At 36.8% G+C, this 24047-nt stretch carries 27 protein-coding genes; 2 read left to right on the forward strand and 25 right to left on the reverse strand.

Features of this window, described 5'->3' with window-relative positions:
- Window positions 1–6: 6 nt before the first annotated feature.
- The 10 genes from xerA to K7I92_RS01410 all read right to left on the reverse strand — a co-directional run bounded on the left by xerA (window position 7) and on the right by K7I92_RS01410 (window position 8992).
- The gene (gene xerA / locus K7I92_RS01365; RefSeq protein ID WP_220281743.1) at window positions 7–900 is read right to left on the reverse strand and encodes a site-specific tyrosine recombinase/integron integrase; all 894 of its coding nucleotides are present in this window, start codon (window positions 898–900) and stop codon (window positions 7–9) included.
- Window positions 890–2188: a methylenetetrahydrofolate--tRNA-(uracil(54)-C(5))-methyltransferase (FADH(2)-oxidizing) TrmFO gene (trmFO, locus tag K7I92_RS01370; protein WP_220281744.1), complete on the reverse strand. Its 1299-nt coding sequence runs from the start codon at window positions 2186–2188 to the stop codon at window positions 890–892. The genes xerA and trmFO overlap by 11 nt, the downstream gene beginning before the upstream one ends.
- On the reverse strand, window positions 2185–4215 hold the full coding sequence (gene topA, locus K7I92_RS01375; RefSeq protein ID WP_220281745.1) for a type I DNA topoisomerase: 2031 nt from the start codon (window positions 4213–4215) through the stop codon (window positions 2185–2187). Before topA ends, trmFO begins: the two co-directional genes overlap by 4 nt.
- Window positions 4216–4226: 11 nt before the next feature.
- Window positions 4227–4952: a DNA-processing protein DprA gene (dprA, locus tag K7I92_RS01380; RefSeq protein WP_220281746.1), complete on the reverse strand. Its 726-nt coding sequence runs from the start codon at window positions 4950–4952 to the stop codon at window positions 4227–4229.
- Between the two features lie 35 nt (window positions 4953–4987).
- A complete protein-coding gene (locus K7I92_RS01385; protein WP_220281747.1) occupies window positions 4988–5590 on the reverse strand; it encodes a ribonuclease HII in 603 nt (200 codons plus the stop codon).
- A complete protein-coding gene (gene ylqF, locus K7I92_RS01390) occupies window positions 5577–6434 on the reverse strand; it encodes a ribosome biogenesis GTPase YlqF (protein WP_220281748.1) in 858 nt (285 codons plus the stop codon). The genes K7I92_RS01385 and ylqF overlap by 14 nt, the downstream gene beginning before the upstream one ends.
- Entirely contained in the window at window positions 6428–6985 is a 558-nt protein-coding gene (gene lepB, locus K7I92_RS01395) for a signal peptidase I (protein WP_203245437.1), read from the reverse strand. Before lepB ends, ylqF begins: the two co-directional genes overlap by 7 nt.
- A gap of 67 nt (window positions 6986–7052) precedes the next feature.
- Window positions 7053–7403 (reverse strand): 50S ribosomal protein L19, encoded by a 351-nt coding sequence (gene rplS / locus K7I92_RS01400; protein WP_220281749.1) that lies wholly within the window; start codon window positions 7401–7403, stop codon window positions 7053–7055.
- A gap of 114 nt (window positions 7404–7517) precedes the next feature.
- A complete protein-coding gene (locus tag K7I92_RS01405) occupies window positions 7518–8297 on the reverse strand; it encodes an HAD-IIB family hydrolase (protein ID WP_220281750.1) in 780 nt (259 codons plus the stop codon).
- Window positions 8294–8992, reverse strand: a complete 699-nt coding sequence (locus K7I92_RS01410) for a 2-phosphosulfolactate phosphatase (RefSeq protein ID WP_220281751.1) — start codon at window positions 8990–8992, stop codon at window positions 8294–8296. Before K7I92_RS01410 ends, K7I92_RS01405 begins: the two co-directional genes overlap by 4 nt.
- 74 nt (window positions 8993–9066) lie before the next feature.
- Between K7I92_RS01410 and K7I92_RS01415 the strand changes: the two genes are divergently transcribed.
- A complete protein-coding gene (locus K7I92_RS01415) occupies window positions 9067–9534 on the forward strand; it encodes a hypothetical protein (RefSeq protein ID WP_203245434.1) in 468 nt (155 codons plus the stop codon).
- A gap of 5 nt (window positions 9535–9539) precedes the next feature.
- On the opposite strand, the gene K7I92_RS01420 is transcribed toward K7I92_RS01415, so the two are convergent.
- On the reverse strand, window positions 9540–9809 hold the full coding sequence (locus tag K7I92_RS01420) for a GNAT family N-acetyltransferase (RefSeq protein ID WP_220281752.1): 270 nt from the start codon (window positions 9807–9809) through the stop codon (window positions 9540–9542).
- Window positions 9810–9816: 7 nt separating this feature from the next.
- Window positions 9817–10470 (reverse strand): hemolysin III family protein, encoded by a 654-nt coding sequence (locus tag K7I92_RS01425; protein WP_203245432.1) that lies wholly within the window; start codon window positions 10468–10470, stop codon window positions 9817–9819.
- Between the two features lie 101 nt (window positions 10471–10571).
- On the opposite strand from K7I92_RS01425, the gene K7I92_RS01430 reads away from it, so the two are divergent.
- The gene (locus K7I92_RS01430; RefSeq protein WP_203245431.1) at window positions 10572–11015 is read left to right on the forward strand and encodes a DUF1836 domain-containing protein; all 444 of its coding nucleotides are present in this window, start codon (window positions 10572–10574) and stop codon (window positions 11013–11015) included.
- Here the strand turns inward: K7I92_RS01430 and trmD are convergent.
- The 13 genes from trmD to K7I92_RS01495 all read right to left on the reverse strand — a co-directional run bounded on the left by trmD (window position 11012) and on the right by K7I92_RS01495 (window position 24033).
- Window positions 11012–11695: a tRNA (guanosine(37)-N1)-methyltransferase TrmD gene (gene trmD, locus K7I92_RS01435; RefSeq protein ID WP_203245430.1), complete on the reverse strand. Its 684-nt coding sequence runs from the start codon at window positions 11693–11695 to the stop codon at window positions 11012–11014. The two genes, K7I92_RS01430 and trmD, sit on opposite strands and share 4 nt — an antisense overlap.
- Window positions 11692–12189, reverse strand: coding sequence for a ribosome maturation factor RimM (gene rimM, locus K7I92_RS01440; RefSeq protein WP_203245429.1), 498 nt, complete (start codon window positions 12187–12189; stop codon window positions 11692–11694). Before rimM ends, trmD begins: the two co-directional genes overlap by 4 nt.
- A 36-nt stretch (window positions 12190–12225) precedes the next feature.
- Complete coding sequence (locus K7I92_RS01445; RefSeq protein ID WP_203245428.1) at window positions 12226–12474, reverse strand: KH domain-containing protein; 249 nt, start codon at window positions 12472–12474, stop codon at window positions 12226–12228.
- A 2-nt stretch (window positions 12475–12476) separates the two neighbouring features.
- Window positions 12477–12761 (reverse strand): 30S ribosomal protein S16, encoded by a 285-nt coding sequence (gene rpsP / locus K7I92_RS01450; RefSeq protein ID WP_203245427.1) that lies wholly within the window; start codon window positions 12759–12761, stop codon window positions 12477–12479.
- A 74-nt stretch (window positions 12762–12835) separates the two neighbouring features.
- A complete protein-coding gene (gene ffh / locus K7I92_RS01455; RefSeq protein ID WP_220281753.1) occupies window positions 12836–14236 on the reverse strand; it encodes a signal recognition particle protein in 1401 nt (466 codons plus the stop codon).
- Between the two features lie 35 nt (window positions 14237–14271).
- Window positions 14272–14550, reverse strand: coding sequence for a hypothetical protein (locus tag K7I92_RS01460; RefSeq protein ID WP_203245425.1), 279 nt, complete (start codon window positions 14548–14550; stop codon window positions 14272–14274).
- A gap of 61 nt (window positions 14551–14611) precedes the next feature.
- Window positions 14612–14821 carry a hypothetical protein gene (locus tag K7I92_RS01465; RefSeq protein ID WP_220281754.1) on the reverse strand — a complete coding sequence of 70 codons (210 nt, stop codon included), beginning with the start codon at window positions 14819–14821 and terminating at the stop codon, window positions 14612–14614.
- Window positions 14822–14917: 96 nt separating this feature from the next.
- Window positions 14918–17272 (reverse strand): DNA translocase FtsK, encoded by a 2355-nt coding sequence (locus K7I92_RS07615; RefSeq protein WP_220281755.1) that lies wholly within the window; start codon window positions 17270–17272, stop codon window positions 14918–14920.
- Window positions 17273–17280: 8 nt separating this feature from the next.
- Window positions 17281–18954: a ribonuclease J gene (locus K7I92_RS01475; RefSeq protein ID WP_203245422.1), complete on the reverse strand. Its 1674-nt coding sequence runs from the start codon at window positions 18952–18954 to the stop codon at window positions 17281–17283.
- A 48-nt stretch (window positions 18955–19002) separates the two neighbouring features.
- The gene (gene miaB / locus K7I92_RS01480) at window positions 19003–20445 is read right to left on the reverse strand and encodes a tRNA (N6-isopentenyl adenosine(37)-C2)-methylthiotransferase MiaB (RefSeq protein ID WP_220281756.1); all 1443 of its coding nucleotides are present in this window, start codon (window positions 20443–20445) and stop codon (window positions 19003–19005) included.
- 34 nt (window positions 20446–20479) lie between these two features.
- A complete protein-coding gene (gene rny, locus K7I92_RS01485; protein ID WP_203245420.1) occupies window positions 20480–22075 on the reverse strand; it encodes a ribonuclease Y in 1596 nt (531 codons plus the stop codon).
- Between the two features lie 52 nt (window positions 22076–22127).
- On the reverse strand, window positions 22128–22565 hold the full coding sequence (locus K7I92_RS01490) for a phosphatase PAP2 family protein (RefSeq protein ID WP_220281757.1): 438 nt from the start codon (window positions 22563–22565) through the stop codon (window positions 22128–22130).
- The gene (locus tag K7I92_RS01495) at window positions 22558–24033 is read right to left on the reverse strand and encodes a UDP-N-acetylmuramoyl-L-alanyl-D-glutamate--2,6-diaminopimelate ligase (protein ID WP_220281758.1); all 1476 of its coding nucleotides are present in this window, start codon (window positions 24031–24033) and stop codon (window positions 22558–22560) included. The genes K7I92_RS01490 and K7I92_RS01495 overlap by 8 nt, the downstream gene beginning before the upstream one ends.
- Window positions 24034–24047: the final 14 nt, after the last annotated feature.

The raw sequence follows: 24047 nt of genomic DNA on the forward strand, positions 1-24047 counted from the left end.
ACCTTCCTATTGGCGTGATAAAGGATGTGTTTCTTCAATCACTCTTCTTAAAGTGTCTTGCGAAACATGAGTGTATATTTGTGTTGTGCTTAAATTTTCATGACCTAATAAGGATTGAACCACCCTTAAATCAGCCCCATTATCTAATAAGTGTGTTGCGAAACTATGTCGCAACACATGCGGATGAAGTCGGAAAGGCAAATTTAATTCTCGACCTTTCTTTTCTAATAATAACTGAATTGAACGAGTAGAGATAGCCTTTCTTTTTAATCCCATAAAAATCGGCTGGTCTAAATTAGAAAAAGAAGCGGATTCTTTCAAATACTTCGCTAATAAAATAGCCAAATCTTCATAAAAAGGCACCATTCTTTCTTTACTTTCCTTACCCATAATGCGCACATAACGTTCTCGTAAATGAATATCACGAACTTTAATATTGGTACATTCACTAATACGAAGACCACAAGCATACAATAGCTCCACAATGCAACGATTGCGTAAACCCTTTTCATCATTCAAATCAAATGAAGCTAATAAATCTTGTACTTGATTAACCGTTAAATATTCTGGTAAAGGACGGCTTATTTTTACATTCTTAAAAGAAGACATTGGATTATGCCCAATTCCCTCATAAAGATTTAAATAACGAAAAAACGAACGGAGTGAAGATAGATAACGATCATAACTACTATTCGAAAGACAATTTCTTCGACGAAGATTTGTGAAATAAGTCAATAAGAAATTTTTATCCACTTTCTTCCAAGTGTCAATTTTCTCTTCTTCTAAGTAAGAAATAAAAGATTCTATATCCCTTCGATAAGCATCTTCGGTATGTCTGGAACCTGTTTTTGCCAAGCGAATGTAGGCTAAAAAAGATTCTAAAGATTTTCTATAATCCATACTTTTCTTTCAATTCTTTAATATGAGCCACGGATTGTGGTGCGTAAGCTTCCTTCTTTTCTTTCTTTTTAACAATCTTTTCCAAGTTCATGATACCAAAATTCGCATTCATTGGTTGAAAATTACTTTGTGAAGCATGGGATATATAGTGTGCCATAGCACCAATCATCGTCCCTTGACCAAAATGAATTTCTTCTTTACCCTGCAAAATTTGCGCCATATTAACCGCTGCCACAAAGCCGCTGGCACAAGATTCAATATAACCCTCAACACCCGTCATTTGTCCGGCAAAGAATACGTATTTCTCCCTTGAAACACGATAGGTATCTTCTAAATACTTTGGTGAGTTAATATAACTATTTCGATGCATCACACCATAACGAACAATTTCAGCCTTCTCTAATCCTGGGATTAGATGAATTACTTTCTTTTGTTCAGACCATTTCAAGTGTGTTTGAAAGCCAACTATATTGTATAAAGAGGAAGTCGCATTATCTTGTCTTAATTGCACTACTGCATATGGTTTTTCTTTTCCTTCTTGCTTTAAACCAACTGGTTTCATTGGTCCAAACAATAAGGTTTTCATACCTCTTTTTGCCATGACTTCAAAAGGCATACAGCCTTCAAAATAAAGCTCTTTTTCAAAGTCATGTGTTTCGGCTGTTTCGGCTGTTATAACAGCCTGATAAAAAGCCAGAAACTCTTCTTGATTCATCGGGCAATTGATGTAATCATCACTTCCTTTATCATAACGTGACTTTCGATAAGCTTTCGTAAAATCAATGGAATCCACTGTTACAATTGGCGCTACCGCATCATAAAAATAAAAGTCTTTTTCTTGAAAATAGTCTTGAATTGATTTTGAAATGGCTTTTGAGCTTAAAGGTCCGGAAGCCACAATCGTTGGAACAGATGTATCCAACTTTTCTATTTCTTCATAATGAAGGGTGATATTCTTCATTTCTTTTAAACGTTTTGTGACTAGTGAAGAAAATTGTTCACGATCCACCGCTAAAGCCGAACCGGCTGGTATTTTCGTTTCATCTGCCACTTTCATAATGAAAGAATCCATCATTCTTAATTCATTTTTTAACACTCCCACCGCATTGGTTAAGGCATCACTTCTAAAACTATTTGAACAAACCAATTCCGCAAAATTTTCACTACGATGAGCTGGTGAAAATTTCTTTGGTTTCATTTCATATAAATCAACTTCAAAACCTCTTTTAGCTAACTGATAACTTGCTTCACATCCAGCTAATCCAGCTCCTATTACTCGTACCCTCACGCCGGCTTCTTCTTTCCAGAATGCGTTCTCTTTTCCAATTCAATTGGTTCTCCATCCAATGTTTCCATATGACGGCACTTCGGATAATTGGAACAACCCACAAAATAAGTACCAAATCTGGATTTACGCTTAACAAGTTCACCACCACAATCAGGACAAACCTTGCCAATTGGTTCCGGTTTTTCCTTTTCCTTTTCAGCCAAAGGTCTTGTATAACGGCAAGTTGGGAAAGTTGAACAAGAAATAAACTTACCAAAACGACCATTTCGATAAACAAGTTCATTTCCACAAAGAGGGCATTCTTCTCCTACCTTTTCTAATTCCTTAACTTCCATCTTGTCATAAGCGTTCGCCAATAAAGGCTCAAAAGTTTCATAAAACTTACGAAGGGTTTCAATTTCATCCAATTGACCATCCGCAATTTCATCCAATTGACTTTCCAAACCAGCGGTGTATTTCACATTGATGATAGAAGCGAAATATTGATCCAATTGCTCAGCCGTTAATATCCCTTGCTCACTTGGTTTAAAGACCTTTGTTTTAGCACTTTCCGAACTCTTTTCTAAAGATACATAGCCCCGTGCCACAATGGTATCAATGATGGTCGCATAGGTAGATGGACGACCAATTCCATCTTCTTCCATTGCTTTCACCAGCTTAGCTTCTGTATAACGAGAAGGTGGTTCTGTAAAATGTTGGCTCCGAGATAGTTTCTTGGCTTTCATCCTTTCGCCTTCCATCACCTCCGGTAATAAAACATCTTTACTACTATCAAAAGGACCATAGACTTTTAAATAACCATCAAACTTTAAGCTTGATCCGGAAACTGAAAAATCATACTCATTTTGACTTAGAATAATCGTTTTTGAATCATATTGTGCCACTGCCATTAAAGAAGCTAAAGCACGAGAATAAATCAGATGATAAAGCTTGTATTGTTCTGTTGTTAAATAAGACTTAATTGTTTCAGGCGTGTATAACACATTGGTTGGACGGATGGCCTCATGAGCATCTTGGGAATTGGCATCGTTTTTCACATAGTATTTACCAAGATAATTCTTTCCATACTCACTTGCAATCTTCTTCTTTGCCGCATTTTGATAAACATCAGATAAACGGGTACTATCGGTACGCATATAAGTAATCAAACCTTCAGGACCATGACCAATATCAATTCCTTCATACAAACGTTGAGCAATAGACATGGTTCTTTTTGGTGAAAAACCTAATTTTGTGGAAGCTTCTTGCTGGAGAGTAGAAGTAATAAAAGCTGGTTTTGGTTCCCTTTTGCGAACAGAAGATTTAACACTTGTAATGGTAAATTCCCTTTGACAAGCTTCATAAACTTCATTCGCTTGTTCACCATTTCTAATTTTCGCTTTTTTACCATGGATTTTAGCTAAACTAGCTTCAAACTCCATCTTATCTTTTTCAAATAAAGCTTCTAAGGTCCAATATTCTTCTGGCTTAAAAGCTTGAATTTCTTTTTCTCTTTCGACAATGAGCTTTAAAGCAACGGATTGCACACGACCAGCTGACTTGGAACGAATTTTCTTTTGTAATAATTTGGATAGTTTAAAACCGATAATACGGTCTAAGATACGACGAGCTTCTTGCGAATGTACCAAATCCATATCAATCGTTCTTGGTTGTTCAAAAGCCTTTTGGATAGCATCTTTCGTGATTTCATGGAAAGTAACACGGTCTACATCCTTTTCATCTAAGCCTAATTCTTGCGCCAAATGCCAAGAAATCGCTTCACCCTCACGGTCTGGGTCGGTTGCGAGATAGACTTTTTTGGCTCTTGAAAATTCTCTCTTTAATTCTTCAACTATTTCTTTTTTATCTTTAGAAATTACATACGTGGCCGCAAAATTATTTTCTACATCCACGCCCAAACCATCTTTTCCACGAGTAGCCAAATCACGAATGTGTCCTTTACTCGATACCACGGTATAGTCTTTACCTAAATACTTCCCGATGGTTTTCGACTTCGATGGGGATTCCACAATGACTAAATTTTTCATTTCACTCTCTCCTATTCAAAAACATCCTCTATGTATAAAGAAGCTCCTTCTTGGATTAATTGATTACATCCACTACCCTCCACTTCATTAAGGGGGTAAGGTAAACAATACACATCTTTTCCTAATTGTAAAGCCTCTTGGACGGTAATCATCGTACCGGATTTATATTTTGCTTGCGTTACAATAATCTTTTCCCCTAAAGCGGCTAGTAAACGATTACGCCAAGGAAAATGAAATTTTTGTACCCTCACATAGCCTGGCCATTCACTTAAAATCAAGTGATTTTGACTTAATTCTTGATAGAGCTTTTCATTACAAACCGGATAATGTGTTTCTAATCCGGAACCAATAATGGCAATGGTCTGCCCATCTTGTAGACAGCTTTCATGCACCAGTGCATCCACACCCTTCGCTAATCCGGAAATTAACACAAAGTCCTTTCTTAATTTAGCACAAACCTGTCTTGTATAGTATTTTCCTCTTGCACTAATTTCTCTGGAACCAATGATTGTTATCTTTCTTTTCTTTAAAAGATGAATATTTCCACGATAAAATAATACCCAAGGTGGATAGTCTAATTGACGAAACTCTTCCGGATATTCCGGATCCAAATAAGTAATGTATGGTTCATACACTTTATAACAAGGGTTTTCTTCTTCCTTAAGAATAGCTTGTTCGATAGCTTTCCAATTTCCGGCATAACGATAACTATATTGAGCAATATCTTCTCTTTTCATCCACCACCTCTAAGGTGATATTCCCGAAAAGAAGATTATTCCCCTGCTATTTTCTTTACAGGTCCATAACTTCTTCGGTGAATTTCAGTAACACCCAATGTTTTTAAAGCATTTAAATGTTCCTTGGTTGGATAGCCTTTATTCCCGGCTAATCCATAACCTTGAAATTTTTGGTCTAATGCAAGCATCACATGGTCACGACTAACTTTTGCTAGAATACTAGCCGCCGCAATGGAAATGGATTTTTGGTCACCCTTAATTAAAGAATGCACTTCTTTCGTCATATCTAATGGCATCGCATCCGTTAAGACAATATCACAAGCTGCCATTTGAGCGATTTCCAACATAGCATCTTTCGTTGCCTGATAAATATTTTTTTCATCAATCACTTCAATTGGTACTTCGACAATCTTAAACCAATTAGCATCTTGTTGAATTTGTTGAAATAATCGCTCCCTTTTCTTTTCCGAAATGGCTTTGGAATCATAGATTTCTTCATTCATATAACCAATCGGAAAAATAACCCCCGCCACAAAAAGTGGACCAGCCAAAGGTCCTCTTCCCGCTTCATCGATGCCAACTACACTTTTCAAAGAAGCCCATGCTTCTTTTTCATATTTATTACTACATACCTTCATGAACACTCTCCAAACTAATACCACCAAACTTAGCTTTACGCAAATCGTAAATAAACGATTGCGCAGCCCGTTTAGTATCAAGCACATCTCCTTCTAGCTTAAAGCCTCTTTTTTCCGCTATTGCTTTTAAAACTTGATTGGGATTCATGTCTTCTTGAATAGCGTAGGCTTGAGTAAAAAAATGAGGGTAGCCTTCTTGGATAGAACGAATGGCATCCATCGCAATAAATTTTGGATCTAAAATATCTTCATTGATTGAACCCAATACCGCTAATAAAGAAGCCACCTTTTGATCTTCAAACTTTGGCCATAAAACACCTGGTGTATCCAAAAGATCTAATTCCCTATCTGCATGAAGCCAAGTCAAAGAACGAGTTATACCTGGTCGATTGGCGGCTTCTAAACGATTTTTACCGGAAATTCGATTGATTAATGTACTTTTTCCAACATTTGGAATACCACAAACCATCGCTCGAATAGCTCTCGGTTCAATACCACGACTTCTTTGTTTATCACGCCTTTTTCTATTTAACTCTAAACACGCCACAATGATTTCTTTTTGGAAACCCTGACCTTTTTTTAGATTTACCGTAATCGCTTTTTGGTTTTCTTGATTAAAGTAAGAAATCCATTCCTTTGTTTTCATGGAATCTGCTAAATCGGTTTTCGTTAATAAAATTAGCCGCGGCTTTTGCCCGACCAATTGATCAATCAAAGGATTTTTGGAAGCCAATGGGATGCGTGCATCACGGCATTCAATCACCATGTCAACCACTTTCATTTTTTCACTCATCTCACGACGGGCTTTTTCCATATGACCTGGATACCATTGAATATTTACCATGATTTCACCCCAAAATTAGAGAATGGATAAAGAATAAAAGCACCCTTAGACACAATTTGTGATTTCGCAAATGATCCATACACACGTGAATCGGAAGAGTTTGGTCGATTATCTCCTAAACAAAAATAATGATTGTCAGGAATGGTTTGTTCTGGAACATCCGAGGTGAATAGTTCACCATATTGCTTACGGTAGGAATGATTCAAGAAAGATTCCTCTACTTCTTTTCCATTGATTAGTAATTTGGAATTTTTATATTCAATGATTTCACCAGGTAAACCAACAATGCGTTTCACAATATATTCTTTTCTTTCTGGTAAGTACAAAATTACCACATCAAAGCGTTTTAAACGACCAAAATGTAAGCCGATGGTATTGGAAAAACCATAGGCTCCATCCTCTAAAGTTGGATACATAGATCGACCCTTAACTTGAATTGGTCGAAACACAAAATGCATCAATGCCATTACTACGGTAAAAGAGATAATCACATCTCGAAAAAATAAGACAACTTCTTTTTTTAATTTTCTTCTTTTTTTATTTTCACTCATAGACTAACTCCTCTACTACTCTATCACAAAAAAAGAGAAAGTAAGCTCTTTCTCTTTCCTAAGTTTCTTAACGACGACGTTCTTTGATACGAGCGTTCTTAGCTGATCTACCCTTAAGATAAGTTAACTTAGCACGACGCACCTTACCCAAACGAATAACTTCAATCTTTTCAATGATTGGAGAATGTACAGGGAATGTACGTTGTACACCAACACCATTGGAAATCTTACGAACAGTGAAAGTAGCCCCAATTCCACCATTGGAACGATCCACTACAACACCTTCAAAAATCTGAATACGAGATTTTTCACCTTCACGAATACGAACATGAACTTTAACTGAATCACCGGAACGGAATTCAGGAACATCAACGCGCATTTGCGACTTTGTAATCTTGTCAACTAAATTTAAATTCATCTTTTTCTCCTTTTCCGACAAATATCTATATTGGTTCATGACCTTTTGTCAGCGGAACCTAGACGCACACAGTGCCTAATCAGGTTAGCACAAAAGTAAACCTTTGCCAAGGGATTATTTTTCAAACCAACCAAAGTGCTCGCAAGCTTTATAAATACCATCGTCATAGGAATTATCCGTTACATAATCCGCCATATCTTTTAATGATGGCTCACCATTACCCATTGCCACTTTAAAGTATTCCGGTTCAAACATCGCCTTATCATTATTACCATCCCCAAAGACAACGACTTGATTCAAATCAGCTTGAATGATCGCTAATAACTTACGAATACCTTCATTCTTCTTATCGTATTGAACAACGATATAATCCTTTGTCATCCGCAAATGACCTAAGCTTTCAATCCATGGATATTTCTTCTCATTTTCTTGTCGAACAGCTAGATAAATTTTATAGGTATCTTTTAAATTAGAAACATCTAGTCTTGGTCGATAGTGGTAAGTCGTTAGTTCTTTACGAAAACCGGCCTGTTCTAAAAAGCGAAAATCTTTCATCTCCACACTATCATTATCTTCTCTTAATAAAAGATAACCCATTTGATTGGTATCCGCTTGTTTTAAATACGCTTGAACTAGTTCATCATTTAACCTTTCATCGCATTGAATTTCATCGTTTAAAACAAGACAACCACCTCCTCCACAAACAAAATGATGAATTCCTAGCTCCCTAGCAATATCCACTGTTTTATAGTGCATACGACCTGTCGCAATCGCCACAAAATGACCAACTTCTTGTAAGTATTGAATAGCTACTTTGGCACTGGGAACCACTTGATGTGTTCGCTCATCCGTCAAAGTGCCATCTATATCAAAGAAAAATACTTTTTGTTTCATGACATTTTCTCCCATACCATTTGGTATTGATTATCTTTCCATATAGCTTTATTAACCCCTTGGAAATAATTGACATTCGTGCATAACGCAAAATCTTCTTGGGGAAATTGTGGCATTGTTGAATCAAAGAATTTTTTTCCTTCACTTTGTTTTAGAGCTTGAATTTCTTCTTCTAAACTAGGATAGTCTTCTCCTTTTAAAAGCGCCAACAGATAATTCGCACATAAATTATCCTCTTCACTCATTCTTTCCCCATTCCAACCCATTGGCACAATGGAAACATGTCGATGATTTTTCTGTTGAATATAGGAAACCGTAGCCTTAGCATTGACTAATGCTCCAGTCACAATTTCATCCGCCTTTTTTGCATTTATTAATCCTTGTACACCGGCACTTGTAGTATGAATGATGATTTTATCTCTTAAATCTTGATAAATAAGCTCACTTGGTGAATTGCTATAATCAAAACCAGCTACTTTAATTCCGTTTCTTTCACCAACTAAAATAGCTTCTGGATATCTTTTCTTTAACCCAAACGCATCTTCAATTTTTTGCACCGGAAAAATAACTTTAGCTCCCTTGTCTTGCATATAAGCTTCTAGTGAAAAAGCTCGAAAAACATCAATGATAACCGCTAATCCAGTTGCTTCTTTAGCCCCTTGCAACAAGGGTAGTATCTGTACTTCCACAATCATTTCCCCTTCTTGAATATACCATTTTCGCTTGAAAAAGACACGTATTAAAGCTATGATAAGATTAAGGTAATCATATGAGTCAAAATAGTTATACAAACTTTCAATTCCGTCACCATGCGGTTTCCACTGTTGCCATCTATGGAACGAATAGTCCAACTTTAGTTTCCGGCAGATTGATTTTAAGGCACTATTATAAAGACGCCTCTTGTAAGGATGTCGATATTCCAAGAACCAATCGTTCTATTTTGGATACCATCTTCTTTGAAACGAATAAATTGATTCGTATTCCTCTGGAAGATAATTACAACGGAAGAAGAGTGCTGGTATCCACCCCAATTCCTGCTTTTGGACCACAATACATTATTGCTTATAACGTAGCCGAAATTCCAAGTGAGCGTTATGATGACCAACTCGCTATCTTAGCCCCAGTTGATAAAGATGCCCATGGAGTCGCCATTATTCTTAAGAAAAATAAAGATGGTCTATTAGAATGGCTAGATCGAAAAGAAGCCAAGGACATTATTGAAAAACTGAAGGGTTAGCTAGGCTAACCCTTTAATACATCCTGTAAGCTTTCGTGCTTTTCAAATTGATGAATTGCATATGAACAAACAGGTACAATCCTTTTACCCTGTTTACGAGCTTCTTCAACCACCTTTAGAAAAACTTTTTTAGCCAATCCTTGTCCTTGATAGGCTTCTTCAACAACCGTATGGTCAATCTTCCATACATCCCCTTCTTCTACATAAGAACAATAACCAACTACTTTTTTATCATCGAGTAAAATAGCTCGATCTTTTCTCATTTCTAATTTCATACCCTCATTATGCCACAAAATAGAACATAAGTAGGTAATGGCACAACGATCCTAGCATCACTAAAACATGAAAGATTTCATGATTGCCAAATTCTTTGGTGCCAAGGGGCTTTTTTAAAGCGTATAAATAAGCTCCAATACTATAAAAGATACCACCTAGTAACAACCAAAAGAATGCCATCCTACCAAATTGATTTCGTATCATTGGAATGAGTAGAACCGAAATCCAGCCCATTCCCAAATACAAAATAGATGATACCCACTTTGGGCAAGTTACCCAAAACATTTTAAAAACTGTTCCAACAATCGCTAAAAGCCAAATGCTGATTCCTAAATGCCTCGTTTCAGGATAAAAAACACCTAGGCATAATGGTGTATAAGAGCCGGCGATTAAATAGAAAATGGAAATATGGTCAATTCTTTTTAAAATTAGTTCTTTTTTTCTTTCTAAATGAAAAGAATGATACGTAGTACTTGCACCATAGAGTAAAACCATCGTTGCCATGAAGATAGCTAAAGTCACTAATATTCGCATACTAACTTGATGACTTGCGGCACGAATCAATAAAATAGGAGTCGCAATTAAAGATAAAAGAAAGCCAATCAAATGTGTAAGAGCTGAATACTTATCTTTTACTTTGAAAAAGTTCATTTCATTCATATCAGGACCTCCTAAAAGTTATACTATCGGTTATTTAAAATCTTGTCAACGATTATTATTAAACTGTTTGAATAATTTTATAAAACCCTTATAATCAAGGTATGAACAAGTCATTATTTTTACCGGAATACAATCAAATACCAAACGTTGGTCTTTACTTAGAACAAATAGCGAAGCTTATCAATTCCTCTTTTGAAAATTATCCTAGTCTATTGATAACGCCTTCTATGATTTCCAATTACGCCAAGAAAAAACTGATTGAAAGAGCCACTAAGAAGCAATACACGCAAGATCAAATTGCGACTTTATATTTCATTGCCCTATGTAAGAATGTGATTTCAATTGAAAATATCGCTCAATTCTTAAAAGAGAATCGTTTAGATACAAAAGAACTCTATGAAAACTTTCGTACTTCCCTTCTCTTCCATCTATCTCAATCCATTCCTAGCTCAAAAAAAACAAGCGATACTTTAGACCATTTGGCTTTAGCTGTTACTTATCATATTGTTTTATTAAATGACTTCCAAAAAGAAAAGAAGGATTAATTTTCCTTCTTTTGATAAGCTTCGTACAAATCCGGTCTCATTTTTTTTGTTCTTAAAAGCGCCTGTTCTTTCCGATAGATATCAATTTTTGCATGGTTCCCGCTTCGCAATACTTCCGGAACTTCTTTTTCTTCGAAGATAGCCGGTTGTGTGTATTGTGGATATTCTAATAAACCATTCTCAAACGATTCTTCTTTCGTACTGCCCTCACTAATCACTCCTGGTAATAAACGTACTATTGCATCCGTAATGACCATTGCGGCTAATTCTCCTCCACTTAGCACATAGTCACCAATTGAAAAAACACCATCACAATATTCTTCAAGGCGATAATCAAAGCCCTCATAATGTCCACATACAAGAATAATATGCGAACAAGAAGCCATTTCATGAGCTTTTTTTTGATTAAAAAGGCAACCACTAGGTGCCAATAAATAAATTTTACTATCTTCTTTTTGAACACAACGAATGGCTTTTAAAACCGGTTCACACTGAATAAGCTGTCCCTTACCACCACCAAAAGGACGATCATCAACTGAGCGATGCACGCCTTTACCAAAATCTCTTAGTTGAATATACTCTATTTCCACAAAACCTTTTTCTTGGGCTCTTCCTAAAATAGAACAATCGAAATAAGTAGAGAATACTTCTGGAAATAAAGAAATAATACTAATTTTCATTGAAATTGCTCCCAGTGATTTAGATACACTTTCTTTTCTTCTAAACTAACATGATCAATAAAGTTTGGAATAAAAGGATATAAAACTTCTTTATTATTTGTTTTAATACGTAAATTATTTTGTGCACCAAGAGTTTCTTCAATGGCTGTAATCGTACCAATGATATCTCCTTTTTCAGAAATAGCCTTTAATCCAACCAATTCCGAGCGATAAAACTCTCCTTTTTTTAATGGAACTTGATTACTTTCATCAATGAAGAGATTTCTACCCTTCCAGTCTTGTACTAAATTAATATCCTCATAACCAACAAATTGAATTAAATAAAGTTCTTTTTGAAGACGACTAGAAGCGATTTCTAATTCTTTTTGACCATTTAAATAAAGTTTTTTTCCTTTTTTAAAATGAACCTTTGGAAAATCTGTTTCCGGTCGAATTTTTAACTCTCCTTTAATACCATGGGTATTTTGAATATATCCAACTTGAATTTTTTTCATAAGCCTCCTTAGAAAAAAGAATGCAAGTCGCATTCTTCAATCTTGTTCAAACTTGATAACAATGTGACGGTGATCACTATGAGAAGAGATAGACATCACTTGTCTAAGAGAGCTAGCCATCGCTCCTTTACGACCAATCAAACGAGCAATATCCGAACGATTAGCATAAACCTTTAAAACGACCTCTTTACGATTTTCATCGCTCTCTTGTTCAATGCGCAAAGCTTCTGGTTGATCCATCATTGGTTCAATCAAGCCTCTTAGGACTTGCTTTAAATCCGTCATGATTAAGCCTTCTTCTTAGCAGCTACTTTTTCATCATGGAACTTCTTCATGATCCCCTTATCAGAAAGAAGACTACGAACTGTATCCGATGGTTGGGCACCATTTCTTAACCACTTTAGAGCTTTTTCTTCATTCACAACCAATTCCTTAGGTTGCGCTGTAGGGTTGTAATGACCGATGGTTTCAATATCTCTTCCATCGCGAGCAAAGTGCGAATCCGCCGCCACAATTCTGTAACGAGGTGCCTTCTTAGCACCCATTCTCTTCAATCTTAATTTAACCGACATAATTTCCTCCTAATTAAAATCCTCTAGTATCCTACCAAAGATAAAAAAGACTGTCAAGTTTAAAACCTTGACAGCTAAAATTTATACTTTTTTTTCTTCATCGCATTATTCATACCACCCATACGAGTATCGAACATCTTTTCTAAACTATCTTCGTTTAAATTACCACTCCGCGATAAACCACTCATGGCGTCCATCAATTTCTTCATCTTATTGAATTGATTGATTAGCTTATTCACTTCATCAACAGAACGACCAGAACCTTGGGCAATACGCTTCTTCATACTACCCCGCATCTTATCTGGAAAGGCTCTTTCATAAGGTGTCATAGATTGAATGATTGCTTTCATATGCACCATGGATTTGTCCGCTTTCGCCTCATCCAACATACCGGCGTATCGGTTCATACCTGGAATCATCTTCATAATGCCACCAAGCGGTCCCATCTTTTGAATTTGTTCAAACTGTTTCAACATATCACCCATGGTAAATTGCCCATTCATCATCTTTTCTGCCAAACGAGCATTTTCTTCCATATCTAATTTTTCTTGTGCCTTTTCAACCAAACTGACCACATCACCCATACCAAGAATACGGTCTGCCATACGATCAGGATGGAAAACATCCATGTCTTCCACCTTTTCACCTTCACCAACAAACTTAATTGGTACACCAGTGATTTTACGAACAGAAAGAACACCACCACCACGGGAATCACCATCAAATTTCGTAACAACTAAACCGGTTAAAGTCAAAGCTTCCTTAAAAGCATTCGCCACATTCACAATATCTTGACCTGTCATGGCGTCCACCGTCAGCAATATTTCATCCGGCTTAACCAATTGGCTAATGTCTTGCAGTTCCTTCATTAACGCTTCATCAATGTGCAAACGACCTGCCGTGTCAATAAAGACCGTATCATAGTCCTTTTCTTTCGCATAGACCATACCCTTTTCAACTGTTTCCAAAGCCGAAACACTTGCGCCCATGCTAAAGACTTCGGCATTGATTTCTTGACCTAATGTCTTTAACTGATCTATCGCCGCCGGACGAATAACATCCGCCGCAATTAAAAGCGCTTTTCGTTTTTGTTTCAATTGAACTTGATTAGCTACTTTCGCAATCGAAGTTGTTTTACCGGTACCCTGTAAACCAACCATCATAATTGTTGTGATACCATTTGGTTTCCATTGGATTAAAGCATCTTCGCTACCCAACAAAGCCAAGATTTCATCATGAATAATCTTAACCAACTGTTGTCCAGGTTCAACGGACTTTAAAACTTCTTCCCCACGGGCTTTTTCCCGAATGGTGTCTAAAAATTCTTTAACAATGCCATAGTTTACATCGGCTTCAAGTAAGGCAACACGTACCTCCTTGAGCATTTCTTCCATATTATTATCACTCAACGTACCTTTACCACTTAGATTACGGAATGCTTTATTTAGTCTTTCACTTAATGAATCAAATGCCATAATTTCACCTCAGCTACTATTCTAGCATAATATATCTAATTCATTGGAAAGTAAGCTAACTTTTCTGCTATCAAAGAAATAACACCATGTTCATTTGTTTCAAGACGACCTTTGGCGGCGATAAATTGATTTTCCGAAACGATGGATAAACACTCTCTTTCAATTCCTTTCCAAAGCTTGATAACAAAATGGTCTTCCTTACATTCCCCTTGTTCATCCAAGAATGCTTTTCGACCACGAATTTTTAACGATACCTCTTTTGGACTTTTCTGAATCTTTTCAATTTGACCTATCAACATAAATTGATTTAACATAGTTTTTCTCCTGTACTCCCTTATTACCAAAATAATCAAAAATCCACAAAAAAAGACCTTCTTAGGTCAAATGGAAGAAAGCTTTAATTTTATTGATACGAGAAATGTGACGACGTGCTTTCGCTACATCACCAACCCATTTACAGTGTCCCTTACAAGCACCATTGCAATCACCACTGCAAGAATCCACACCATTTTTTACCACATAGCGAATATTCCAAGCCACTAAAGCCCCAATCACTAGAATCACAATGCCGTCACTTGCGCTCATACAACCCTCTTTCCAGTTTGTTTTAACCAATTATTTTATACCAAAAAGACAAAAGACCATCAAGTCAAACACTTCCAAAAGAAAAAAGAAATCCGCTTATTCACGGATTCCTCCCGTTTCAGTCCGATTTGTTTCAGCTTCCTTTTTACGCAAGACCTCTCTTGGTTTAGAACCACGAGATGGACCAATAATGCCATGATCTTCTAAGACATCAATCATTCTCGCCGCTCGATTATAGCCAATTCCAAATCTTCTTTGCAATAAAGAAGTAGACGCCTTTTGTGCATCAATGACGTAGTCCGTTACTTCTTTGAATAAGGGATCTTCCTCCATTTTCATCAAAGTACCATCACTACCATTTTCAACCATATCCAAACGCAAGAAAGCATCGTTATACATTGGTACAGCTTGGTTAGAACAGGCTTTTGTAATGCGCTGAACTTCTTCATCCGTCACATAAATACCTTGTACACGACGAATCGCATTAGAGCCATTGGCTAGATACAACATATCTCCATTTCCAAGTAACCTTTCTGCTCCTTGATGATCAAGAATCGTCCTTGAATCAATCGCACTAGAAACTGAGAACGCAATACGACTAGGAATATTCGCTTTAATCACTCCCGTAATAACATCTACCGATGGACGTTGGGTGGCGACAATCATATGAATACCGGCCGCACGACCTAATTGGGTAATACGCATAATGGAAGATTCCACATCCTTACCAGCCACCGTCATTAAATCTGCTAATTCATCCACAATCACAACAACGTATGGTAAAGGATTTAAGGCTGGCGTTCCATCTGGATTAGGAAGTCCACTCTGTTTCTTCACTAAGGCATTGTAGTCTTCCAGCTTACGAACACCCAAATTCGCAAAAATGTTATACCGTTGATCCATTTCTTCCACCATAACCTTTAAAGCATTGGCAGCTTTGGTTGGATCATTAATGACCGGTCCTATCAAATGGGGAATTTCTTGATATGGTGTAAATTCAACCTTCTTTGGATCAATCAAAAGTAGCTTCACTTCATCCGGTCTTGTTCTTAGTAAATAAGAAGTAATAATGGTATTCATACAAACTGACTTTCCTGATCCCGTTGCCCCGGCAATCAACAAGTGAGGCATCTTCGCTAAGTTACAATAAACTGAATTACCTAATAAATCCTTACCCAAGAAAAAGATCAACGGTTTATTTCCTTCTGGTTGATCACGAAGTAACTCTTTCATCTTAACGACTGTACTTTTCACATTAGGAATTTCAACCCCAACCGCATTACGACCGGGAATTGGAGCTTCAATACGAATATCTTTCGCCGCCATCTGCATCTTCAAATTATCCGCCAAACCTAAAATCTTAGATACCTTCACATTTGGATCGGGACGTATTTCAAATTGCGTTACCGCCGGACCAATATGGGTATCCAATAATTGTGCGTCTATATCAAAGTTTCTTAGAATAGCCATTAGAGCTTGCGCTTTTTCTTTCGCGGCACGAATGTTTTCAAAATTCTTATCTTTTCCCCCTATTGCGTCCAATAAAGATTGACTTGGTAATTTATAATGATCCAGATTTTGATTGGCAATAGGCTTCTTTAAAGCCATATCCTCAAATTCTATTTCCTCTTGAACTGGTTCCGGAACAAAATTTTCTTCTTCATAAACCTCATCATAGATCGGTTCTAATTCTTCCGTATCATCCATGGTGATGCCAAAGCCGGTTTTATTAGGGTAGTCCGTTAAAATATCCATATCTTGTGTGATTTCCGGATCTTCATCCACACGAATATCTTTCATCTTTGCACTCTTATGTTCATCAATCATCTTCCAAAGATTAACTGGTTCTTTTGGTTCAACTTCAATTTCTTCCTCTTCTTCTTTCTCTGGTAATTCAAAGAAGTGATAAATGGTCTTTAAAGCCCGTTTGTATACATCCGTTCCGGTCCATACCAAGATTGAAATCGCAACAAGTAAGAAAAATATCAACAAAGAACCTAATCTTGCAAATAAAGTGGATAAAACACCATATAAGAAATAACCAATAAGACCACCACCAACTTTCATTAATGGGAAATCACTAAAGAAGCTCTTGCTTAGTGATAGGTATTGCTTGAAAACGGAAAAACCAATCAGCTTATCATTTGTTACTAGATAAGTGGCTAGTAAAGAAGTCGCCAGCATCAACAGTATTAACGGAAAGATTCGTTTTGGCTGAATGGAACCTTTACGAATTAAAATGGACAAGATGAAATAAAGAATACCTAAAAGTAAAGTCATCCAATACCATGTCCCAAAAAGATATATTAGTAAATGATTTAAATAAAGACCAACTAATCCTAACTTCATAATGGACACAGTTAAAAGAACCACTAATACAAGAACTAAAACGACCTTGGTGATTTGTTCATTAAATTCTTTTTCTTGTTGAGCTTTTGATTTTCTTGCCACAATAACTCCTATTCTTGAATATTTATTTCAACGATAGCTGGTAAAATCATTGGTCTCTTACCAGTTTCTTTCAACAAATAACGAGCAATCTTTTCTCTTGCTTCCGAACGCGCTTCAAGATTATCATAACGCTTTTCTTTCACCATGGTATTGATGGTGGTTTCTAGGATATTTCCCACTTCTTTTACAATGTAATCCGCATCTTTTAAATAAATCACACCACGACTTTGGACATCTGGTCCACCAATGATTTCTTTATTATGGTGATTCATCACAACTCCCACCACAATAACACCATCAGTACTTAAAATATCACGATCCTTTAAGACCATACCACTAGCGTCCAGGCTATCTTTTCCATCCACCATGACATCACCGGCTTTTACGCTATCGTATTTCTGATCTAAAACACCATCTCTAAAAGTTGCTACTTGACCATTGGCTAAAACCACAATCTTATCCGCTTGATAGCCCATGCCTAAAGCAATATTCGCATTCGCAATCAATTGACGATATTCACCCTTAACGGGTACATAGTATTTCGGACTCATCAAATAAATCATCATCTTTAAATCTTCCATAGAAGCATGCATGGAATAGTTGCGTTTGGCATCAACGGTTAAAACACGATTGGCTTCTTTGTATAAATCATTTTCCATCGAAGCTTCAAGACGTTCGGTACCAGGCACAGCCGGAGAAGCAATCACAACGGTATCACTCTTCTTTAATTCAATCACAGAATCTTCTTTATTCGCAATGCGATGTACCTTTTGAAAAATAGAATCGCCTGTTCCACCAACTAAAACAATCATATTTTCTTCTTCGTTATGGAATTTGGATGGCACTACTTCTAAGCCGGCTGGAATATGATAGTAACCAAGTTTAGCCATATCAGCCATAATAGCCTTCAATCCTTCATCGTATAGGAATACACGACGATTGTATTTATTCGCTAACTCTATGATTTCAATAATGCGGTAGAGATTTTGATTAAAGACAGTAATTAAAATACGTCCTTCGCTTTCTTCAATAATTGGTTCTAAGACATTACTTAAACGATGGTGGGGAGTAGAATTTCCTTCCCGCGTTGCAGCAACGGATTCACAAAGTAGAGCTAAAACACCTTCTTTCGCCAAATCCGTCACATTTGTAATATCGAACACAAAGCTTGGCATATGGGTATCATAGTCAACAATAAATTCAGAGCTATACACCACATAGCCTTCTGCCGTTTGAATGGCTAAACCGAAGCCATCAGCGATGGATTGCATGGTTCCAAAAGTACGGATATTCGTATTACCAACTTTGAATTTCGCATTACGACGAATGCGATGCAGATTGATTTTACCTATGCCTTCTTCCTTTAGTTTTCTTTCAATCATTAAAGCCGTTAAAGGAGCGGTATAGATAGGAGCATCCGGTATTTGTTTCAAAAGGTAAAGTAAACCGCCCATCACATCATCATGACCATGGGTTAAGAAAACCCCTTTCACTCGATCTTTATTTTCAACCAGATAACTTACATCGGGAACAATCATTTCAATACCTAAGCTATCCCCATTCAAGGGAAAGCGTAGACCACACTCAATCACAAAAATATCATTATTATTTTCTACAACATAGAGATTCTTGCCGTCTTCATCAAGACCTCCAAGTGCAAATAAACGCACTATATTATTCATATTTTCCTCCAAAAAATCTTCTCCTTTTTTATTATAAAGTAGCTAACCTTATTTTTCCAACACTCTTCCATTCAAGGTATAAGAATGTGTTTCTGTAATCTCAACATCCACAATTTCATCCAGACAATTCCAAGAACAAGAAAAATTCACTAATTTATTATCTTCTGTATACCCGGCATACATTTCATTATTTTTCTTAGAAGCACCTTCACATAAGACTTTTACCACTTTGTGCAAATAAGTCTTATTCTTTTCCGCCGCTATATCACGCAAACGTTGATTTAGTCGTTGTAAGCGTTCTTTTTTAACTTCTTTTGAAATGAAATCCGGCATAGAAGCCGCCGGTGTTCCCAGCCTAGCTGAATATAAGAAAGTATAAGCCATATCGTATTGACAATGTTCCACAAGGCTCATGGTCTTTTCAAAATCCGCTTCACTTTCTCCCGGGAAACCAACAATAATATCGGTGGTAAAAGTGATATTAGGAACCTTTTGAATCATTTCATCGTATAAAGAAATATAATGTTCAACTGTATATCCACGTGCCATTCTTCTTAAGACATCGTTAGAACCAGATTGAACAGGGAAATGTAGAAAAGGCATAATATTCTTTCTTTCCGCCATTAAATCAATTAAAGAAGAACGATAATCTCTAGGATGAGAAGTATAAAAACGAATGCGCTCAATTCCTGTATCAGAGACAGCTCTTAGTAAATCTGTAAAGCCATCTTCCATGTGTAAATCTTTGCCATAGGCGTTCACATTTTGTCCTAAAAGAACCACTTCTTTTCGCCCACTTTGTTTCAAATCTAAAACTTCATCCAAGATATCTTTCATGCGACGGGAACGTTCTTTCCCTCTAGTATAAGGCACAATGCAATAGGTACAAAATTTATCACAGCCATACATAATATTTACAAAACCCTTTGCTGACATGGATCTTTTCACCGGTAAAGCTTCCACTACTTCTCCTTCTTGAGAATACACCTCTACCTTTTGGATTTTCTTAAGCATTACTTCTTGTAAAAGGGAAGGAAAGCGATACAGGTTATGGGTACCAAATATCAAATCTATTTGCGGATGCTTCTGAAGCAATTCTTCCACCACATCTTTTTCTTGAGCCATACAACCGCAAAGAGCAAAAATGGTATCCGGTTTTTCTCTTTTTAGATACTTTAAATTACCAATTTCCGCTATTACTTTTTCTTCTGCGGCGCGACGAATAGCACAGGTATTAAAGAGGATGACATCCGCTTTTTCCGGTACTTCGGCATACGTAAATCCCATCATTTCTAGCATTCCCGAAAGTGATTCACCATCTCGCACATTGGCTTGGCAACCATAGGTTTTCACAAAATATTTTTTATCTTGTCCTAAGCGATTGGCTTCTAAACTCATTTGAAAATCACGATAGTTGGTCTCATTATCTTTTTTCAAACTTCTTTTCTTTTCCAACTTTAAATCCGGCATCAAATAATCTTTATTTTTCATAGACTACCATTATAACAAAAAATAGGGGCGAGCCCTATTTCGCTAATTCTTGTGCACGAACTTCACGAATCAAGGTCACTTTAATTTGACCTGGATAAGTTAATTCTTTTTCAATTTGATCCTTGATATCATGAGCCACTTTCACCATCGCAACATCATCCACCACTTCCGGTTGAACCATCACTCTTAATTCACGACCGGCTTGAATCGCATACGCTTTTTCAACACCTTTATAACTGGTCGCAATCTTTTCAAGATTTTCCAAGCGAGTAATATAACCTTCTACCGATTCATACCGAGCCCCCGGACGAGCTGCACTAATCGTATCAGCGGCAGCAACCAACACAGAAATAATATCGGTTGGTGCCACATCTCCATGGTGTGATTCAATCGCATTCACAACAATTTCATGTTCACCATATTTACGAGCTACTTTCGCTCCTAATTCGACATGACTTCCCTCTTGTTCAAAGTCTAAAGCCTTACCAATATCGTGCAATAGACCTGCTCTTTTCGCTAACACTTGGTTTAAGCCTAATTCAGCCGCCATCATACCGGCAAAACGTGCCACTTCTTCGGAATGCTGCAAACCATTTTGACCATAGCTATAACGATACCGCAAACGACCAACCAACTTAATCAACTCACGATTCATCTTACCAATACCAAGACGATAAACGGCTTCATTACCAATCTTGAAGATACTATTTTCCATTTCACTTTGGACTTTTTCAACCACTTCTTCAATACGCCCCGGTTGAATACGCCCATCCTTCAATAAGATTTCCATAGCTTGACGAGCCACTTCACGACGAATTGGATTGTAACAAGACAAAGTAATCACATCTGGTGTATCATCAATAATCAAATCAACACCTGTTGCCTGTTCAATCGCACGGATATTACGACCTTCACGACCAATGATGCGTCCTTTCATCTCTTCATTTGGTAGCGTAACAGTACTAACTGTTCTTTCCATTACTTCTTCTTGTGAATAGCGATGAATAGCATTAGCGATAATGTTACGAGCTTGCGCTTGTGCATTATCCTCTGCCTCTTCTAATTTATCACGCAAATAAGCACCAATTTCTTTTTCACTTTGGCTTTCAACCTTTGCCATCAATTCCGCTTTTGCGTCAGCTTGGCTCATTTGTGCCATCTTCTCTAATAAAGAAGATTGTTCCTGTATTTTTTGATTTAATGTTTCTTGTTTCACTTGAAGAGATTGCTGTTGTTTCTGTAAAGACTCTTCCATTTTGTGAAGATTAGCCATTTTATCATCGATTGAACGATTCTTATCTTCCCATTTTCTTTGGTTGGATTGAACTTCATTCTCCTTAAAACGCAACGCATCCTCTTTTCTTAACAATTTATTCTCTTGTTGAATCAATTGTTCTTGTCTACGTTGAGCTTCCTTCTCCGCTGTTAATTGTACTTCGTATGCTTTTTCTTTTGCTTCTAAAGTCGCCTCTTTTAAAACACTATCTGCTTTGTTTTGAGCATCTTTTACGATTTGTTCAGCTTCGGCTTTCGATTTAGAAAGACCTGCTGAATTCATGATTAACATAACGACGATTCCGATTGCTAAACCGACTAATCCCACAAAGAAATACACCATTTCTGGATTCATATGTTCTCCTTCTTTGTTGGACGTTATTCTTCTCGTCTTTTCTATTATACGGTTAAAATAGTTTTTGAACAATATAAGCAACAAGGATACCACTGATTATGCCTAAGCTCATGCCGGATAAAATATCCCGATAATCATGCACTTTGGATTTTACTCTTAAAATAGCTAAAGAAATAGCCGGGAAAAACAAAAAAACACTTAACCAAGTTGGAAACATAAACCAAGAAGAAAAGATGACATAAAAAGCTGAGTAGCTATGCCTAGAAGGCCAAGCTTCCCCTTGCTTCTGCTTATCTAGCAAATTTTTCTCCGGTCGCTTCTTATTCACTACTTTACGAATCAAGGTCACAATACCTAAATTTATAACGGATAATAAAACATATACAATTAGCTTTTTAAAGCTTTGTTGACTGAATAGATATAGCAACCAACCTGCCAACAACACAAAGAAAGCTGTTAGAAGATAATTAATGACTTTAAGTTTATTCATGTGCCTTTTTTTCCAAAGCTTCTTTTACAAATTGCACTTCATTAAATGGAATTCTTTCTCGCTTGATAAGTTGATAAGGTTCATGTCCCTTCCCCGCAAAGAAAAGAATATCACCCCTTTTGGCTAAGGATACCACTTGATCAATGGCTTCATGACGGTCCACCAAAAATTCATAATTCTTCTTATCTGAGCCCTTGACCATTTCATTCATAATCTTCATTGGATTTTCATCACGAGGATTTTCTGAAGTAAACACAACATAATCACTATGTTCTAAAGCAATTCGACCTAAATCTTGACGAATAGAGTTATCACGATTACCACCATCATGACCAATCATCGTAATAATCCTTGTGTGTTCAATTTCTTTCAAAGCAGTCATGGCTTTTTCTAGTCCATCTGGTGTATGGGCAAAGTCGACAATTGCATGAATACCTAAGCTATTTTCAACTCGTTGCATACGACCTTCTACACCCTTAAAGCTCTTTAAAGCTTCAATCGCTAATTCTAAGTTTCTATGAACTGCATAATACGTCGCTAAAGCCGCTAAAACATTCTGTACATTAAATTCACCAATTAAGCCAGACTGAATAAGATATTCACGACCTTGGAATACCAATATAAACGAAGTGCTTGTTGCCGAATACTGAATATCCTTTGCATAAAATTCAGCACTAGAATCTTTCGTACTATAATACCAAATCATCGCATTACAACGATTTGCTATTTCCTTTGCGTAAGCATCATCTTTATTCAAAATAGCGACTTTTTTATCATTTCCCGAACCCAATTGAGCAAACAATAGACTTTTTGCCATACAATATTCACTCATCGTATGATGTGTTTCTAAGTGTTCATGAGTTAAATTCGTAAACACAGCTACTTTAAAATCCACATGTTGAACACGACCCATCACCAAAGCATGTGAAGATACCTCGGCGGTACAAAACGATACCCCGGCCTTCTTCATCTTGGCTAAACTCTTTTGTAAAGTAAGAGCATCAGGAGTTGTATTAGGGCTATAAATGTGTTCTTGTTGATACCAAATACCATTGGTACCAATCATCCCACAGACTTGTTTATTCTTTTCAAACAAATGACGGATGATATGCGTTGTCGTGGTTTTACCATTGGTGCCTGTTACCCCAATCAATGTTATTTCTTTACTTGGATTATGGTAAAAACGCATGGCTAAAAAAGCCATCGTTCGAACAACATCTTCGACATAAATAATCGGAATTTGTACATCCACCGGTTTAGAAGCAATCAAACAAACCGCTCCCTTTTCCTCTGCTATTTTTGCGAACTGATGCCCATCAAAAGATGCTCCCGGTACACAAAAGAACAAAGTATTCTTTTGTATATCACGTGAATCTTGCGATAGATATTCAATATTTATATCTTGAATAGAACCTTTGATTGTACGGTATAACTGATAATTCAAATCCAATAAATCCACCAACTTCATAAAAGCCCCTTTCT

Source organism: Bulleidia sp. zg-1013 (genome assembly GCF_019798045.1).
Taxonomy (GTDB): domain Bacteria; phylum Bacillota_I; class Bacilli_A; order Erysipelotrichales; family Erysipelotrichaceae; genus Bulleidia.

Excerpts from the sequence above, each read along its gene's own strand:
- K7I92_RS01430 (WP_203245431.1), top strand. The coding sequence starts at position 10,572 with ATGAACAAGTCATTATTTTTACCGGAATACAATCAAATACCAAACGTT.
- lepB (WP_203245437.1), bottom strand. The coding sequence starts at position 6,985 with ATGAGTGAAAATAAAAAAAGAAGAAAATTAAAAAAAGAAGTTGTCTTA.
- topA (WP_220281745.1), bottom strand. The coding sequence starts at position 4,215 with ATGAAAAATTTAGTCATTGTGGAATCCCCATCGAAGTCGAAAACCATC.
- K7I92_RS01460 (WP_203245425.1), bottom strand. The coding sequence starts at position 14,550 with ATGTTAAATCAATTTATGTTGATAGGTCAAATTGAAAAGATTCAGAAA.
- rimM (WP_203245429.1), bottom strand. The coding sequence starts at position 12,189 with ATGAAAAAAATTCAAGTTGGATATATTCAAAATACCCATGGTATTAAA.
- K7I92_RS01495 (WP_220281758.1), bottom strand. The coding sequence starts at position 24,033 with ATGAAGTTGGTGGATTTATTGGATTTGAATTATCAGTTATACCGTACA.
- K7I92_RS01420 (WP_220281752.1), bottom strand. The coding sequence starts at position 9,809 with ATGAAATTAGAAATGAGAAAAGATCGAGCTATTTTACTCGATGATAAA.
- K7I92_RS01490 (WP_220281757.1), bottom strand. The coding sequence starts at position 22,565 with ATGAATAAACTTAAAGTCATTAATTATCTTCTAACAGCTTTCTTTGTG.
- K7I92_RS01410 (WP_220281751.1), bottom strand. The coding sequence starts at position 8,992 with ATGATTGTGGAAGTACAGATACTACCCTTGTTGCAAGGGGCTAAAGAA.
- K7I92_RS01445 (WP_203245428.1), bottom strand. The coding sequence starts at position 12,474 with ATGACGGATTTAAAGCAAGTCCTAAGAGGCTTGATTGAACCAATGATG.
- rplS (WP_220281749.1), bottom strand. The coding sequence starts at position 7,403 with ATGAATTTAAATTTAGTTGACAAGATTACAAAGTCGCAAATGCGCGTT.
- trmD (WP_203245430.1), bottom strand. The coding sequence starts at position 11,695 with ATGAAAATTAGTATTATTTCTTTATTTCCAGAAGTATTCTCTACTTAT.
- dprA (WP_220281746.1), bottom strand. The coding sequence starts at position 4,952 with ATGAAAAGAGAAGATATTGCTCAATATAGTTATCGTTATGCCGGAAAT.
- ylqF (WP_220281748.1), bottom strand. The coding sequence starts at position 6,434 with ATGGTAAATATTCAATGGTATCCAGGTCATATGGAAAAAGCCCGTCGT.
- xerA (WP_220281743.1), bottom strand. The coding sequence starts at position 900 with ATGGATTATAGAAAATCTTTAGAATCTTTTTTAGCCTACATTCGCTTG.
- miaB (WP_220281756.1), bottom strand. The coding sequence starts at position 20,445 with ATGAAAAATAAAGATTATTTGATGCCGGATTTAAAGTTGGAAAAGAAA.
- K7I92_RS01405 (WP_220281750.1), bottom strand. The coding sequence starts at position 8,297 with ATGAAACAAAAAGTATTTTTCTTTGATATAGATGGCACTTTGACGGAT.
- K7I92_RS01415 (WP_203245434.1), top strand. The coding sequence starts at position 9,067 with ATGAGTCAAAATAGTTATACAAACTTTCAATTCCGTCACCATGCGGTT.
- K7I92_RS01425 (WP_203245432.1), bottom strand. The coding sequence starts at position 10,470 with ATGAATGAAATGAACTTTTTCAAAGTAAAAGATAAGTATTCAGCTCTT.
- K7I92_RS01465 (WP_220281754.1), bottom strand. The coding sequence starts at position 14,821 with ATGAGCGCAAGTGACGGCATTGTGATTCTAGTGATTGGGGCTTTAGTG.
- K7I92_RS01475 (WP_203245422.1), bottom strand. The coding sequence starts at position 18,954 with ATGAATAATATAGTGCGTTTATTTGCACTTGGAGGTCTTGATGAAGAC.
- rny (WP_203245420.1), bottom strand. The coding sequence starts at position 22,075 with ATGAATCCAGAAATGGTGTATTTCTTTGTGGGATTAGTCGGTTTAGCA.
- ffh (WP_220281753.1), bottom strand. The coding sequence starts at position 14,236 with ATGGCATTTGATTCATTAAGTGAAAGACTAAATAAAGCATTCCGTAAT.
- K7I92_RS01385 (WP_220281747.1), bottom strand. The coding sequence starts at position 5,590 with ATGAAGGTATGTAGTAATAAATATGAAAAAGAAGCATGGGCTTCTTTG.
- rpsP (WP_203245427.1), bottom strand. The coding sequence starts at position 12,761 with ATGTCGGTTAAATTAAGATTGAAGAGAATGGGTGCTAAGAAGGCACCT.